Consider the following 14,437-nt stretch of genomic DNA (forward strand, 5'->3'; position numbering starts at 1 on the left):
TGAATAATGGAGTTAATCATATATTTATTGATTGGTGCAATGGCTGGTTTTGCCGCTGGACTATTTGGTGTCGGTGGCGGGCTGATTATTGTGCCAATTTTATATATTGTGTTCACGCAGCTGCATTATGATCCTTCAGTCATTATGCATTTGGCTGTCGGCACCTCATTGGCAACCATTATTGTGACCTCAATCAGCTCTGTCTCAGCGCATCATAAACGCGGTGCAGTAATGTGGGATGTATTCCGTAATTTGGCACCGGGTCTGGCTTTCGGTTCATTTTTAGGTGCCGGTATTGCTGATTATATATCAGGTCAGGGCTTGCAGTTGCTGATTGGATTCTTTGCGGTTTGGGTTGCATATGGCATGTTTAACGGTGCAAGTAAACCCGTTGATCCTTCGCATCATTTACCATCTAAAGCAATGCAACTGCTTGCAGGTGGCGGTATCGGGATTGCATCGGCTATTTTCGGTATCGGTGGTGGCAGTCTTACGGTACCGTATTTAATCCGTCATGGTGTGGTGATCCAAAAAGCGGTAGCAACTTCTGCAGCAGGTGGCTTACCCATTGCGATTGCCGGGGCATTAGGTTTTATGTGGTTTGGTTCAAATACTCAAGTTGAAGTACCGCATAGTATTGGTTATGTTCATATTTATGCCTTTATTGGCATTAGTGTGATGAGTTTCATTACTGCAAAACTTGGGGCAAAAGTGGCACATAAGTTATCGCCAGCCATGCTGAAAAGATGTTTTGCCTGCCTTTTAAGTGTTGTCGGTTTATATTTTATATATCAAGGATTTTCGAGCTATTTTTAATTTTAAATAAGAGAAAAATAGAATGAAAAGGTGTGCTACAGTTCAAGTGTTCACACCTTTTTATATTGGCTTTAAAGACTCAAGAATTGTCTGACAATGTCATATTTTTTTGCTGATAAAACGTAGTAAAAATAACAGGGTCAATCCAAACGTGTGAAAATTTTTCGATTGCATCTTATAAAAACAAGATAGGACGAGTATGCAAGAACAAGAAAAGAACAGTTTGTCCGAACAAATTGCGAAGCATATTAGTGAGCAAATTATTCGTGGCGAATTGGTTGAAGGTGAACGCATTCAAGAGTTGCGAATCTCGGCTGAACTTGATGTCAGTCGTGGCTCCGTGCGTGAAGCATTATTGCTGTTAGAACGCACGCAACTGATTGAAATTTACCCACGCCGTGGTGCGGTTGTGTCAGAAATGTCTGCGCAACAAGTCCGCGCTTTATTTGATATGAGCGCGTTGCTATTGGGGCAAATTGTGCATCGTGTGGCGGAAACTTGGCGCACCCATGAAGCTGAAAGAATTCAGGCATTATTGCAGCAATTGCATGAAGAAACGCGTCAGGGACATACTGAAAAATTCTACGATTTAATCTTTCAAGGTATGGCGCGCCAACACGAAATGGTGAGTAATCCTTATTTGATGAAGTTCTATAAAGAGCTATTACCATCAATGCGCCGCAGCTATTTTTTAACCTTAAATATCTCTCGTCGCGAGCTAGAAGAATCATTTGAACTGTTTAAGTTGGTGACTGATGCAGTTTTGATCCGAAAATCACAACAAGCTACTTTATTTATGGATGATTTTTGTCGACACTTGCGCAACCTTGTGTTGGAATCTCTAACACGGATGAAACAAATCGAACTTGCATGGGCAAGACGTTCACGACGTTGATCAGGACATTATGCGTTTAAGCAGCTTAAAACTTTCCGGCTTTAAATCTTTTGCCGATAGTACGACTTTACATTTCAAGGCGAATCGTACCGCTGTCGTTGGGCCAAACGGTTGTGGTAAATCTAACGTGATTGATGCCATCCGTTGGGTGATGGGGGAATCAAGTGCGCGCCAACTCCGTGGTGGCAGCATGCAAGATGTCATTTTTACCGGTACAGCCAAACGTAAACCTGTAGGCGTAGCCAGTGTTGAACTGCGTTTTGATAATACCTATGGCAAGCTCGGCGGTGCATACAATGCCTATAATGAATTGGCCGTGCGTCGTCAGGTCAACCGCGATGGCAAGTCTGAATATTTTCTGAATGGCACCAAGTGCCGTCGTCGTGATATCACCGATATTTTCTTAGGCACCGGTCTTGGGCCACGTTCATATGCGATTATTGAACAGGGCATGATTAACCGTCTAGTCGATGCCAAACCTGAAGAAATGCGGGTGTATATTGAAGAAGCTGCGGGTGTTTCACGTTATCAGGCACGTCGTCGTGAAACCTTGTTGCATCTCGATCACACTACGCAAAATTTATCGCGTCTGGAAGATATTGCATCGGAACTCAAGTCACAGCTGAAAACCCTGAAACGTCAGTCTGAAACTGCTGTGCAATATAAAGAACTGGAAACCCAGATTCGCAGCATTAAAGTTGAAGTGCTGTCTTTTCAATGCGAGCAAAGCAGCCGCTTGCAGCAAGAATATACCCTGCAAATGAATGAATTAGGCGATACTTTTAAGCTAGTTCGTTCGGAATTAAGCACTTTGGAACATGACTTAACCGCGACCAGTGAACTGTTCCAGCGCCTGATTCAGCAGTCCACACCATTGCAAAATGAGTGGCAACAGGCTGAGAAAAAACTCTCTGAATTGAAAATGACCCTGGAACAGAAACAGTCTTTGTTCCAGCAAAATACTTCAACTTTAAGTCAGTTAGAACAACAAAAATTACAGACCAAAGAACGACTACAACTGATTGAACTGCAAATTGAAACTCTGCAATCGCAACATGAGCAACAGACTGAACAGTTACAGCAGCAAGAAAGTCAAAACCAAGATCAGACGCAAAGTTTTAGTGATTTAAAAGCACAGCAGCAGCAAGCGCAGCAACAGTTTGAACTGGTCAAAGTACAGGTTGAGAAACAGCAACAGCAAAAAATGCAGATGCTGGTGCAAAGTGAACAATTAGCCAAAAATATTGCCCGGATCGAGCAGCAAAAGCAGACTCTGCAACAGCAAACGGTACAAATTCAAAATCAAGATCAGCAAGATGATATTGCACAGCTGGAAAGTGAAAAAGTTCAACTTACCCAGCAGATTGAACAGTTAGAACAAGAGATTCAAACGCAGAAACAAACATTAGAGTCAATGCAAGCACAGTATGCGCAGCAGAAAAATGATGTCGCAACATTGAAGTCTGCGATTCAGGTGTTGCAATCGGAACAGAAAAATCTCAATCAGTTGCTGATCAAGAACAGTCCGAAAGTACAAAATGATGCTGTGCAATTGATGCAGGTACTCAAGCTGAAAGATCAGGCCAAAGCGCATGCCAACCTGATTGAAAAGTTTTTGGCAAAATGGCTTTCTGCCCACGTATTAGATGCAAATGCTGATTTCGCTGAAAGTATTGCCCGTCAGATTAAAAACAATGGTTCGCAAGATTTTATTCAATTAGCTGGTTTGCCTTGCTTGGCTGACTGGATTGAGTCGCCACAGCATTCAATCTGGCAGCAGGTTGCGGTTGCGGACAATCTTAACCAAGCCTTGTCTTTGCAATCACAGTTAGGCATAGGTCAGTCCATTCTAAGTTTGGACGGCTATCATGTTGCTGCGGATTGGGTGATTGGCCTGTTTTATGATGAAGCAAGCCAAGCCGGACAAGGGGCACTCAGCCATCGCATTCGTTTAGATGAAATTGAAACCGAACTGGCACAGCAGTTACCACAGCTTGAAGCCGCGGAACAGCAATTGCCGGAAGTAGTACAACAGATTCAAATCCTACAAAAAAACATTCAAGATCAGCAAGAGGCTTTAAAGCAACAACAAAAGGCGTTGCAGCAGCTCGATGTGAATATTGCGAAAGTACAAAGTACGGTTCAGGCCTTTTCAGTGCAAAAGCAACAATTGCAAAATCAGTTACAACAACTGGATGCACAGCTTGAAGAAGATGCAATGCAAAAAGATGATCTGGAAATCGATTTGCATGCTTTAAATCTGAAACTTGAGCAGGCTTTACCGAATTATAAAACCATGCAATTTCAGGTTGAAGAACTGACCGAACAGCTTGAAAATACCCAGCATACGTGGCAGCAAGCTCAACAAGAGTTAGAATTGCTACGTCGTCAAGCTACACAAACCCAGCAGCAAGTTGAATTGCTGGAAAAAGATGCTTCCTTCTCAAAAGCACAATATCAGCAGATTATTGCGCAAATGGAACAGGCGAAAAAGTTTGTCGATCCTGTACAGTTAGAATTGCCAGCGCTGGAATCACAATTCAGTGAACAATCGCAAGTCACAGAGAAGTTGCAAAAGACCTGGAATGAATGGCAAGTTGAACTGAATAATATTCAAGAAAAACAACAGAATTTGACCGAACAACGTCATCAGCATCAACAGCAAGATGAGAGATTACGCGGTCAACTGGAAGAAAAACGTCTGGCTTGGCAAGTCGCCAAATCGGATTTTCAGCATTATTCAGAACAACTTAATGCGTTGAATAGTGAAGTGATTACTGGTTTAAATATTGATATCGTTGCCCATCAGCAACAACTGGAAAAAGCCCAACAGCGCTTTGAAAAATTAGGTGCAGTTAACTTGGCGGCTTCTGAAGAATATGAAGAAGTCTCCACGCGTTTTGAAGAGCTGAGCCATCAAATTGAAGACCTGGAAAAAACGGTTGATCAATTACAAGGCGCCATGAAAAGTATTGATCAGGAAACTCGCAAGCTGTTTATGACCACCTTCGATCAGGTCAATCTCGAGCTACAGGATTTGTTCCCTAAGGTATTTAATGGTGGGGAAGCGAGTTTAAGTCTTGAAGATGACTGGCAATCGGGTGTAAAACTAATGGCTCGACCACCAGGTAAACGCAATAGCTCTTTAGCCCTATTGTCTGGTGGTGAAAAAGCATTAACAGCATTGGCATTGGTGTTTGCAATCTTCCGTTTAAATCCGGCACCATTTTGTGTTCTGGATGAGGTCGATGCCCCTTTGGATGATGCAAACGTGGGTCGGTTTTGTAATTTGGTCAAAGAGCTTTCTGAACAAGTTCAATTCATTTACATTACCCATAATAAAGTTGCAATGACGATGGCAACCGATTTGTTAGGTGTTACCATGCCAGAACCTGGTACATCAAAATTAGTCACTGTCGATTTGGAACAGGCAAAAGAATACGGTTTAGTCGCGGAGTCATAGTATGGAAATCACCACCGTCGTTGGTATTGTTATCGCCGTTATCATTATGTTATTCGGTTTAAGAATACTGTTTAAAAAACCTGCTAATGCAGCACCTTCATTAGATTCAGAACTTCATGTAGACACAGATAGCCAGCAACCCGTGATTCCTCGCCATGTCCGTGATCAATTACAAAGTGCCAATGAGCCATCAAGTATAGAACGTGTTGAACCCAAGTTAGCGGAATCGGCTGTTGAGCTGGCTCAAGATGTAAAAAAAGCACAAGTAAAATCTGAATATACTGAAGCGAAAGCCCTAGTGGTAGCAGCTGCAGCAGAAACAGCGAATCAAGTTGAATCAAAAACAGAGGCTGTAAAAGACCAAGCGATTCAAGCTGAACCAACTGTAGCAAAAGATTCAGCAGAACATAGCGTAAATGCCAATATCGAAAAAGCTGAAATTTCAGAATTTGAAGATGAAAGCAGTATTTTGGATGAACATTTACATGAACAGCAACGCGTTGATGAAGAAAGTGCCTTATCCACTGCAGTTGAGTTTATTGCGTTAAATGTTTACCCGGAACGCCGCGTACTTTCAGGTGAAAAAACTTTAAAAGTATTGCTTAAGTATGGTCTACGTTTTGGTGAAATGGCGTGTTTCCATCGTTACAGCCAAGATGACAGTAAATTACTCTTTTCGGTCTTGCAAATTACCGATGAAGGTGCAGCCGGTTTTGACCTTGAAACCTTGTCCACTGAACAAGTGAAAGGTTTGGCATTCTTCCTGGCCTTGCCACATAGTGATGTGCAAAATGCCTTTGATACCATGGACAGTCTTTCACGTCTGATTGCGCGTGAAATTGATGGTACCGTCTATGATCAGAACAATCAGGAATTCACACCTCAGTTGCGTGAGCAATGGCGTCATCATGCAATCGACTATCGTGCAGGACAAACTGCAGAAGTTTAGTTTGAAACTGACGGACTCGATTTCTATAATAGCGAGTAGATAAAATATTTTTTAAGGGCGGAAATCAACCGCCCTTTTTTATGGTGAGTGTATGACCCAAGATTCAACTATCAAAGCGCAAATGCGTCAATTGATTCAAATTTTAGCCAAGCATAACCACGCCTATTATGTGATGGATCAACCAAGCATTGAAGATAGTGAATATGATCAACTCTTTCATCAGCTCAAAGCTTTAGAAGAGCAATATCCAGAATGTGTACAGCCGGATACCCCGACCAATAAGGTCGGAGGCAAAGCACTCCATAAATTTGCAAGCGTGACCCATAAGGTACCGATGCTGTCATTGGGGAATGTATTTAACCAAGAAGACCTGTTTGCTTTTGCCCGCCGTGTAGAAGAGCGTTTGCCCAATCAAAAAATTCAATATGATGTCGAATTGAAGTTCGACGGCTTGGCCATTTCCCTATGGTATGAAAATGGGGTGCTGGTGCGTGGGGTCACTCGCGGTGATGGCGAAACAGGTGAAGATATTACCCATAATGTCAAAACCATTCGTAACTTACCCAAAGTGCTTTCATCTGCTCAAGGTCCAGTTCCAACGCTATTAGAAGTGCGTGGTGAAGTGCTTATACCAAAAGCGGGCTTTGAAAAACTCAATGCTGAAAATGAAGCCAAAGGTGAAAAGACCTTTGCCAATCCGCGTAATGCAGCTGCAGGCAGTTTACGTCAGCTGGATCCAGCTATTGCAGCATCACGACCTTTAGCATTTTATGCCTATGGCATTGCGCAGTGCGAACCACATCATGGTCAAACTACCATGTTTGCCAGTCTTGAATGGCTCACTCAATTTGGCTTTGCGGTGGGTGAATGTCATTTTATTTGTGACAGCATTCAGGAAGTGCAGCAATGCTATGAAGAAATCAATGCGAAACGCGCGAATTTGAGTGTTGAAATTGATGGCCTGGTCATTAAAGTGGACAGCTTAAAGCAGCAAAAACAATTGGGTTTCTTAAGTCGTGAACCACGTTGGGCAACAGCGTATAAGTTCCCCGCAGTTGCTGCTTTAACCATGGTTGAAAATATTGACTGGCAAGTGGGTCGTACAGGAATTTTAACACCGGTTGCACGTTTAAATCCTGTGGCTGTAGGTGGTGTAACTGTATCCAATGTCACCTTGCATAATATCGGAGAAATCCACCGTTTAGATGTGCGTATTGGCGATACCGTCAGCGTGTACCGTAGTGGCGATGTGATTCCCAAAGTGGAAAAAGTCTGGCCAGAATTCCGCCCAGTGGAGGCCCAGGAGATCCATCTTCCAGCGCAATGTCCAGTCTGTGATTCGCCAGTGGTAATGCCAGAAGGTGAAGCTTTGGCGCGCTGTTCAGGCGGTTTGTACTGTGCTGCACAACGTATTGAAGCGATTCGTCATTTTGTTTCGCGTAAAGCCATGGATATTGAAGGTCTGGGTGATCGTTGGGTGGAATCTTTATTGCACCTTGATTTGTTGAAAAATGTCGCTGATATTTATTGCTTGCATGAACATCGGGAACAGTTGCTGACGATTGAAAAAATGGGGGAGAAGTCTGTTCAGAACCTGTTTGATGCGATTGAAAATAGCAAGAAAACCACACTGGCTTCCTTTATTTATGCCTTGGGTATTCGCGGTGTCGGTGAAACTACAGCACGTATGCTGGCCAATACCTTTCAGACTTTTGATGCCCTTAAAGCCGCTGATATTGAAGCCTTAAAGAAAACGCCAGATGTCGGTGACATTACCGCTGAATGGATTATCGATTTTTTCCAGGCTGAACATAACTTGGAAGTGGTGAATCGTTTGCTTGAAGCCGGGATTCACTGGGATGCACCGATTGCACCTACACGTCAGCCTCTTAATGGTGAGAGCTGGGTGGTTACTGGTACGCTCAGCAGTATGGGACGTGATGAAGCGACACAGTTACTGCAAGCCTTAGGCGCGCGTGTCAGCGGTAGCGTGTCGAGTAAAACCAAATGCGTGGTTGCGGGTGAAAAAGCGGGTTCTAAACTAGAAAAAGCCGAAAAGCTGGGCGTACAAGTGATGAATGAAACCGACTTTTTAAACTTGATGGCTGAATACGGTCAAGTACCAGCTTAATACCTGCTTAAAGTTTCAATCAGCGCAGTTAAAACCACATGTCAGATGCATGTGGTTTTTTTATACGTTAAGGAATGTACTTTTTCACCACCCCGTCATCCAGTAATTGCTGGAAATGCTCAATCAAACTGGTTTCAATGTTGCGGTATTGCATGCCGAGTTCTTGCTGACTTTTATTGGCATTAAAGTAGATCGGATAGCCCATATTCAGTTCAACAAATGACTTGGAGAAACCTGCCAAAGGACCAAGCAGTTTGAAAGCCGCTTTAGGGAGTTTATTACGTGGGAAAGGGAACTTGGGACCAAAGTTCTGACGTAAAATCTTCCCCATTTCCAGTAAGCTCAAAGTGCCGCCACTAATAATATAGCGCCCTTCGGCATCAGGATTAAATGCAGCTTGAACGTGTGCCTCTGCAACATCACGGACATTGACGATCCCATTCCACATAGGTGGTACACCGAGCAAGGTCATGCCGTTAGCAAATTGTTGTAGAACTTCCACACTGCCTGACTGGGTATTTGCGGTTAATGAGGGACCGAGAACCAGTGCCGGGTTAATGCACACCAAGTTCCAACGTTGTTGTGCTTTTTGCATCTCCCATGCTTTACGTTCCGCAATGACTTTGGAGTAAGGATACGGTTGATGCGTTTCTGAACTCGTGGTATTCCAATGCGATTCATCAAATTCATTCTTTGCGGTGTGTTGAATATCAATGGCATCGCCATAAGTCGCGGCAATACTTGATGTCACGATCACACGTTTCACTGACTCGGTTTTATTGACACTGTTCAGCACATTTTCAGTGCCTAAAACAGCAGGTTCAATAATGTCTTTTAGCGCATCTTTAAAGTTGCTCACTACAAAAGGTGATGCCATATGCAACACGATTTCACAGCCTTGCATGGCTTCATCAAATGAATGGGGTTCAAGCAGATTGGCTTTAAAAAGTTTAAGTGTGCCCGTGGTTTCCGCGGCAATTTTATTCAAATGTGCAAAGCTTGGCTTTTTGTTTAGATCACGAACTGTGGCATGTACGGTATGACCTTGCTCCAGTAAATTTTTAATCACCCAACTGGCAATGTAGCCTGTCGCACCTGTCACAAGAACGGGTGCGGTATGTTGTGGATTTGTCATAGCTAAACCATTGTTGTTTTTAAATTTGTATCTATCTTAGAGTGAAATCGCAGGGTTGTCTTTGACCGATTGATGCTTACTTCAGCTAAAATTTGTATGTGACAGCATTCTACTTGTTATTAGTCGCAGCTGAACTTGCATTTAATTCGTTTAAATGAGATTCAATTGCTACCGAATGATGTGCTAAGACATGCATCACAAGGTTAAATTCCTTTATTCGTTGATGGAATAAGAACCATTTGTAACCGTTACAAATCTTAAAAATATACTTTTATAGTTTAAATCAGCCTTGCTGAAATTGCTTCAATTACGCAAAGGCTTATTTTTTATATGGAAAGTTTTGTTAAATACACTGCAAATGCGTATGTTTCTCATTTTAATTTTATAAAAATCATAAACTTACATAATTTTTATTTTGCATTGATGGGCGGTTTTGTCCATAATATTAGAAAAGGGTATGGAGTAATTGAAATGCGTGGCAATCCAGAAGTCGTAGACTATCTAAATATGTTGATCGGTGGCGAACTGGCTGCTCGTGATCAATACCTTATTCATTCTCGTATGTATGAAGATTGGGGTTTAACGAAGATTTTTGAACGTATCGATCATGAAATGCAAGAAGAAGCAGCGCATGCCGATTCGCTTATTCGCCGTGTATTATTCCTGGAAGGTACACCGAATATGAACCGTGATGACATCGAAACAGGTGAAGATGTGGTGACGTGTTTAAAAGCAGATTTAAAACTCGAATATCATGTACGTGAAAAATTGGCGCAAGGTGTAAAACTTTGCGAAGAAAAAGGCGATTACGTGACCCGCGAGATGCTTCGTCAGCAAATGTCTGATACTGAAGAAGATCATACTTACTGGTTGGAAAAACAAATTCGTTTGATTGAATTGATTGGTTTGCAAAACTATATTCAATCGCAAATGTAAGATTGCATATTTAGACAGAGAAAGCCTGACAAGAGTCGGGCTTTTTTATGTGTTAAATTTTATCATTTGAACCGAATCATAATATCTATATTTTGAATAATCGAAGATCTATTTTGAAAACTTTTGAATGTCTGCCAAGACCTGAGCGGCATGCGACTGCGTATCTACACTGTTGTAGTGATAAACGATGGTACCTTGAGGATCAATCAAAAAGCTTTCTCGCTTGGCGATTTTAGTAATACCTAGATTACGGACAATCCCGAATTGATCTGCCAGTTGGTGATGATTGTCAGCCAAGATAGGAAAAGGTAAACCCAACTTTTCTGAAAATTTTTGATGAGATTTAACATCATCCAAACTCACGCCCAACACCACAGCATTATTTTTTAAAAACTGTGGATAAAGTGCTTTGAATTGATTGGCTTCTTGAGTGCAACCCGGTGAATTGTCTTTGGGATAAAAATACAGAACGATCCATTTACCTTTATATTGGCTTAATGAGTGCCATTTGCTGTTTTGATCCTGTAATTTAAACGCAGGTGCAGATTTTCCGACCCATTGTTTTTGAGAAGTTTCAGACTTTGAAAAAATGGAACTTTCCGCAGATGCGGGTTGAGTAAGACTTAAGCTTACACTGATACAGAGCAAAGTGATTTTGCATATTTTAGAAGCGTTCATCATATTCTGCATATTCTTTTTGTTAGGGTCTCTCCAAATACTAACAAAATAATATTCATCAAACGTACATTATTTTTGATGGATTTTGTGCAGTTTAAAATCAATAAAATTTTATATACTGTAGTCAGTCAGAGCACGGATTTAAGGATTAACCTTGCAGCAACGTATTTTACTTATCACAGGTTGGGGTGGTGGCACCAAACTGCTTAATTCTTTAAAACAGGCCTTGCAACAACAAGGTGATCAAGTTGAATTGATCAATATCTTTAATGCCTTTGATGAGCAGATATTGCAACAACACGTTGAACTGGCTAAACAGTTTGATATCATTCTGGGCTGGTCTTTAGGTGGGCAGCTGGCCGCTTTGGTGGTGGATCAAATTGAACAACAATATGCAGAAAGAAAAGTCCTGATCACCCTCGCGTCTAATCCTTGTTTTGTTGCCAATGATTCATGGCAAACGGCAATGGCTCAGCATACATTTCAACAATTTAAACAGTCCTTTGAACAGGATGCAATTACAACCTTAAAGAAATTTGGCTATATGGTTTGTCAGGGTGTGGAAAGTACCAAGGCGGATTTCATCATTTTGCAAAGTTTAATTCAGCCACAGCAAATTCAGCTATTAAAGCAAGGTTTAATTTTACTGGAGCAATTAAATGTTGCAGATATATTAAAAAAATATCAGGGAAAGCAATATCATTTGCTTGCACAGCAGGATGCTTTAGTTAGTTGCAAAGTTATAGATAATCTTCAAAATTTAAATGCAAAGTTTTTAGATGTTGATCTGATTGCTAGCTCACATGGTTTCCCTATCATCCATGCAGAAGAAACAAGTGACAAAATCTTCCAGTATTTAAAGAAAATAAAACAAACATCTTGAGAAATGGCTTATATCGCAATTCCTTTTTATTCTGTGTCAGTTTAAGATCTAAAAATTAGGATTTTTATGTACTGCTAGAGGTAAGGATGACCGAGTTAACTGATCTGGAATTTGATCTTGAACATATCTGGCATCCTTATACCTCCATGACGCAACCATTGCCGACTTTTAAAGTGAAAAAGGCCTATGGTGCAATCATCGAACTGGAAGATGGGCGACAACTGATTGATGGCATGTCATCTTGGTGGTGTGCCATTCATGGTTATAACCATCCTGAGCTGAACAAGGCAGTAACTGATCAATTACAAAAGATGTCGCACATCATGTTTGGTGGGTTTACCCATGATCCTGCGATTGAACTCGGCAAACTTCTGTTAAAAATAACACCGCCCAGTCTTGATAAAATTTTTTATGCCGATTCGGGTTCGGTCGCTGTTGAAGTGGCGCTGAAAATGGCAGTGCAGTACTGGTCTTCAAAAAATGGGTCTGCACAAGGTCAGACTCAGAAGACCAATTTCGTGACACCGCGTTCTGGCTATCACGGCGATACCTGGAATGCCATGTCAGTCTGTGACCCAGTCACAGGCATGCATCAGATTTTTGGTTCCAGTCTGCCGAATCGTTTCTTTGTTCCGGCACCACAAGTCGGTTTTTATGATGAATGGAATCAAGCGGATATTGTTGAATTAGAACAAGTCCTAAAAAATCATCACTACACTATTGCTGGTTTGATTTTAGAGCCCATTGTACAGGGTGCAGGAGGGATGCGGTTTTATCATCCTGAATATTTACGCCAAGCCAAATTGCTCTGTGAAAAATACCATGTGCTGTTGATTTTTGATGAAATTGCCACCGGTTTTGGGCGTACTGGCAAGCTGTTTGCATGGGAGCATGCACAAGTTGAACCTGACATTATGTGCATTGGTAAAGGTTTGACTGGAGGCTATATGACGCTTTCGGCAACCTTAACCACCAAGCATGTTGCGGAAACCATTAGCCAAGGTGAGGCAGGCGTCTTTATGCATGGTCCAACCTTTATGGCGAATCCACTGGCATGTGCTGTTGCATTGAAAAGCACCGAAGTTTTATTGGCGCAGGATTGGCAAGCGAATATTCAGCGTATCGAAAAACAGTTAGTACAACATTTACAACCCTTGTCACAGCTGGATTATGTACAGGATGTGCGGGTACTGGGTGCCATTGGCGTGGTTGAACTGAGCTTTAATGTCGATATGAAAACCTTGCAACAACAGTTTGTTAAACGCGGCATCTGGATTCGTCCCTTTGGAAAACTGGTCTATGTGATGCCACCGTACGTGATTAGTGAGCAAGAACTGAATACCTTGTTGCAACAACTGGTTGAGGTGGTTGAGCAGATGCAAGAGGTTTCAGTATGAACCTGTTGAATGACTATGCAGTAAAGCTGGATGAATTAAAGCAGCAGGGTAATCTGCGTCAATTTACTTCCAATGTTCAGCAAGGTCGGATTATCGAAATTAAGAATCATAAGATGCTCAATCTTTCATCTAATGATTATTTGGGTTTGGCATCAGATTTAACTTTGCGTGAACAGTTTTTTGATGAAACCCCAAATGAACTGCGAATCATGAGTTCATCTTCTTCACGTTTATTGACTGGGAACTTCCCTGAATATGAACAACTTGAAGACAGTTTAAGTCAGGCTTTTCATGGTCGTGCTGTACTATTATTTAATAGCGGCTATCACATGAATATTGGGATTTTACCTGCGCTAAGTGACAGTCGAACACTCATCCTAGCGGATAAACTGGTGCATGCCAGCATGATTGATGGCATCCGTTTATCAACAGCGAAGTATGTGCGATATCGACATAATGACCTGAATCATCTGACTCAACTTTTGCAAAAATACCATGCAGATGAAGCTTTTGATCGCATCATTGTGGTGACTGAATCCATTTTTAGTATGGATGGTGATGAGACCGATTTGGCTGAACTGGTTCGGATTAAAAAGCAATTTTCTAAAGTGATGCTTTATGTTGATGAAGCGCATGCCATGGGGGTACGTGGTGAGCAGGGGTTGGGTTGCGCAGAGCAATATGGCGTGATTGATGATATTGATTTGCTGGTCGGTACATTTGGTAAAGCACTGGCATCGGTCGGCGGTTATCTGATTTGCCATCCGATCATTCGTGAATATCTGATTAATAGCATGCGCCCGCTGATTTTTAGTACCGCACAGCCACCGATGTGTATGGCTTGGACTGATTTTATTTTTCAAAAAGTTTTAACTTTAAAAAATGAGCGACAGCATTTAAGCAATATTAGTAGGTATCTACAGCAAGCCGTTATACGTAAAGGCTTTGATTGTCCTTCAACATCGCATATTGTGCCGGTGATTATCGGAGAGTCGCAAAAGACTGTGGCTAAAGCAAAGCAGCTTCAGCAGGCCGGTTTTTATATCATGCCAGTGCGTCCACCGACTGTGCCAAAACACAGTTCAAGATTGCGTATTTCACTGACCACGCAGGTGAGCCAAACTGATCTCGATCAGCTTGTGGCATTGTTGTGA

General features: G+C 41.9%; 11 protein-coding genes. 9 read left to right on the top strand and 2 right to left on the bottom strand.

Annotated features, from left to right (window positions below; genetic code table 11):
• The first annotated feature begins 6 nt into the window (after positions 1-6).
• From B9T23_RS12065 to ligA, 5 genes are all read left to right on the top strand, one after another.
• Entirely contained in the window at positions 7-816 is an 810-nt protein-coding gene (locus B9T23_RS12065) for a sulfite exporter TauE/SafE family protein (protein ID WP_086194265.1), read from the top strand.
• Positions 817-1,015: 199 nt separating this feature from the next.
• Positions 1,016-1,711: a GntR family transcriptional regulator gene (locus B9T23_RS12070; protein WP_086194266.1), complete on the top strand. Its 696-nt coding sequence runs from the start codon at positions 1,016-1,018 to the stop codon at positions 1,709-1,711.
• Positions 1,712-1,721: 10 nt separating this feature from the next.
• The gene (gene smc / locus B9T23_RS12075) at positions 1,722-5,174 is read left to right on the top strand and encodes a chromosome segregation protein SMC (RefSeq protein ID WP_086194267.1); all 3,453 of its coding nucleotides are present in this window, start codon (positions 1,722-1,724) and stop codon (positions 5,172-5,174) included.
• A 1-nt stretch (position 5,175) separates the two neighbouring features.
• Positions 5,176-6,123, top strand: a complete 948-nt coding sequence (locus tag B9T23_RS12080; RefSeq protein WP_086194268.1) for a cell division protein ZipA C-terminal FtsZ-binding domain-containing protein — start codon at positions 5,176-5,178, stop codon at positions 6,121-6,123.
• 91 nt (positions 6,124-6,214) lie between these two features.
• Positions 6,215-8,254 carry an NAD-dependent DNA ligase LigA gene (ligA, locus tag B9T23_RS12085; RefSeq protein WP_086194269.1) on the top strand — a complete coding sequence of 680 codons (2,040 nt, stop codon included), beginning with the start codon at positions 6,215-6,217 and terminating at the stop codon, positions 8,252-8,254.
• Positions 8,255-8,321: 67 nt separating this feature from the next.
• Here the strand turns inward: ligA and B9T23_RS12090 are convergent, their stop codons facing one another.
• Positions 8,322-9,389, bottom strand: a complete 1,068-nt coding sequence (locus tag B9T23_RS12090) for an SDR family oxidoreductase (protein ID WP_086194270.1) — start codon at positions 9,387-9,389, stop codon at positions 8,322-8,324.
• Positions 9,390-9,860: 471 nt separating this feature from the next.
• Here B9T23_RS12090 and ftn point away from each other — a divergent pair, with 471 nt between their 5' ends.
• Positions 9,861-10,325: a heteropolymeric bacterioferritin subunit Ftn gene (gene ftn / locus B9T23_RS12095; protein ID WP_086194330.1), complete on the top strand. Its 465-nt coding sequence runs from the start codon at positions 9,861-9,863 to the stop codon at positions 10,323-10,325.
• Positions 10,326-10,433: 108 nt separating this feature from the next.
• Here the strand turns inward: ftn and B9T23_RS12100 are convergent, their stop codons facing one another.
• Positions 10,434-11,006, bottom strand: coding sequence for a peroxiredoxin (locus B9T23_RS12100; protein WP_171263095.1), 573 nt, complete (start codon positions 11,004-11,006; stop codon positions 10,434-10,436).
• Between the two features lie 151 nt (positions 11,007-11,157).
• Between B9T23_RS12100 and B9T23_RS12105 the strand changes: the two genes are divergently transcribed.
• The 3 genes from B9T23_RS12105 to B9T23_RS12115 all read left to right on the top strand — a co-directional run bounded on the left by B9T23_RS12105 (position 11,158) and on the right by B9T23_RS12115 (position 14,437).
• Complete coding sequence (locus tag B9T23_RS12105; RefSeq protein ID WP_086194271.1) at positions 11,158-11,886, top strand: alpha/beta hydrolase family protein; 729 nt, start codon at positions 11,158-11,160, stop codon at positions 11,884-11,886.
• Positions 11,887-11,972: 86 nt separating this feature from the next.
• Positions 11,973-13,283 (top strand): adenosylmethionine--8-amino-7-oxononanoate transaminase, encoded by a 1,311-nt coding sequence (gene bioA / locus B9T23_RS12110; protein ID WP_086194272.1) that lies wholly within the window; start codon positions 11,973-11,975, stop codon positions 13,281-13,283.
• Positions 13,280-14,437 (top strand): 8-amino-7-oxononanoate synthase, encoded by a 1,158-nt coding sequence (locus B9T23_RS12115; protein ID WP_086194273.1) that lies wholly within the window; start codon positions 13,280-13,282, stop codon positions 14,435-14,437. The genes bioA and B9T23_RS12115 overlap by 4 nt, the downstream gene beginning before the upstream one ends.

The organism is Acinetobacter terrae (genome assembly GCF_002135195.1).
GTDB classification, from domain to species: Bacteria; Pseudomonadota; Gammaproteobacteria; order Pseudomonadales; family Moraxellaceae; genus Acinetobacter; species Acinetobacter terrae.

What these genes read in the sequence shown, in the direction of transcription:
- B9T23_RS12065 (WP_086194265.1), top strand. Translation starts at nt 7, where the DNA reads ATGGAGTTAATCATATATTTATTGATTGGTGCAATGGCTGGTTTTGCC.
- B9T23_RS12070 (WP_086194266.1), top strand. Translation starts at nt 1,016, where the DNA reads ATGCAAGAACAAGAAAAGAACAGTTTGTCCGAACAAATTGCGAAGCAT.
- smc (WP_086194267.1), top strand. Translation starts at nt 1,722, where the DNA reads ATGCGTTTAAGCAGCTTAAAACTTTCCGGCTTTAAATCTTTTGCCGAT.
- B9T23_RS12080 (WP_086194268.1), top strand. Translation starts at nt 5,176, where the DNA reads ATGGAAATCACCACCGTCGTTGGTATTGTTATCGCCGTTATCATTATG.
- ligA (WP_086194269.1), top strand. Translation starts at nt 6,215, where the DNA reads ATGACCCAAGATTCAACTATCAAAGCGCAAATGCGTCAATTGATTCAA.
- B9T23_RS12090 (WP_086194270.1), bottom strand. Translation starts at nt 9,389, where the DNA reads ATGACAAATCCACAACATACCGCACCCGTTCTTGTGACAGGTGCGACA.
- ftn (WP_086194330.1), top strand. Translation starts at nt 9,861, where the DNA reads ATGCGTGGCAATCCAGAAGTCGTAGACTATCTAAATATGTTGATCGGT.
- B9T23_RS12100 (WP_171263095.1), bottom strand. Translation starts at nt 11,006, where the DNA reads ATGATGAACGCTTCTAAAATATGCAAAATCACTTTGCTCTGTATCAGT.
- bioA (WP_086194272.1), top strand. Translation starts at nt 11,973, where the DNA reads ATGACCGAGTTAACTGATCTGGAATTTGATCTTGAACATATCTGGCAT.
- B9T23_RS12115 (WP_086194273.1), top strand. Translation starts at nt 13,280, where the DNA reads ATGAACCTGTTGAATGACTATGCAGTAAAGCTGGATGAATTAAAGCAG.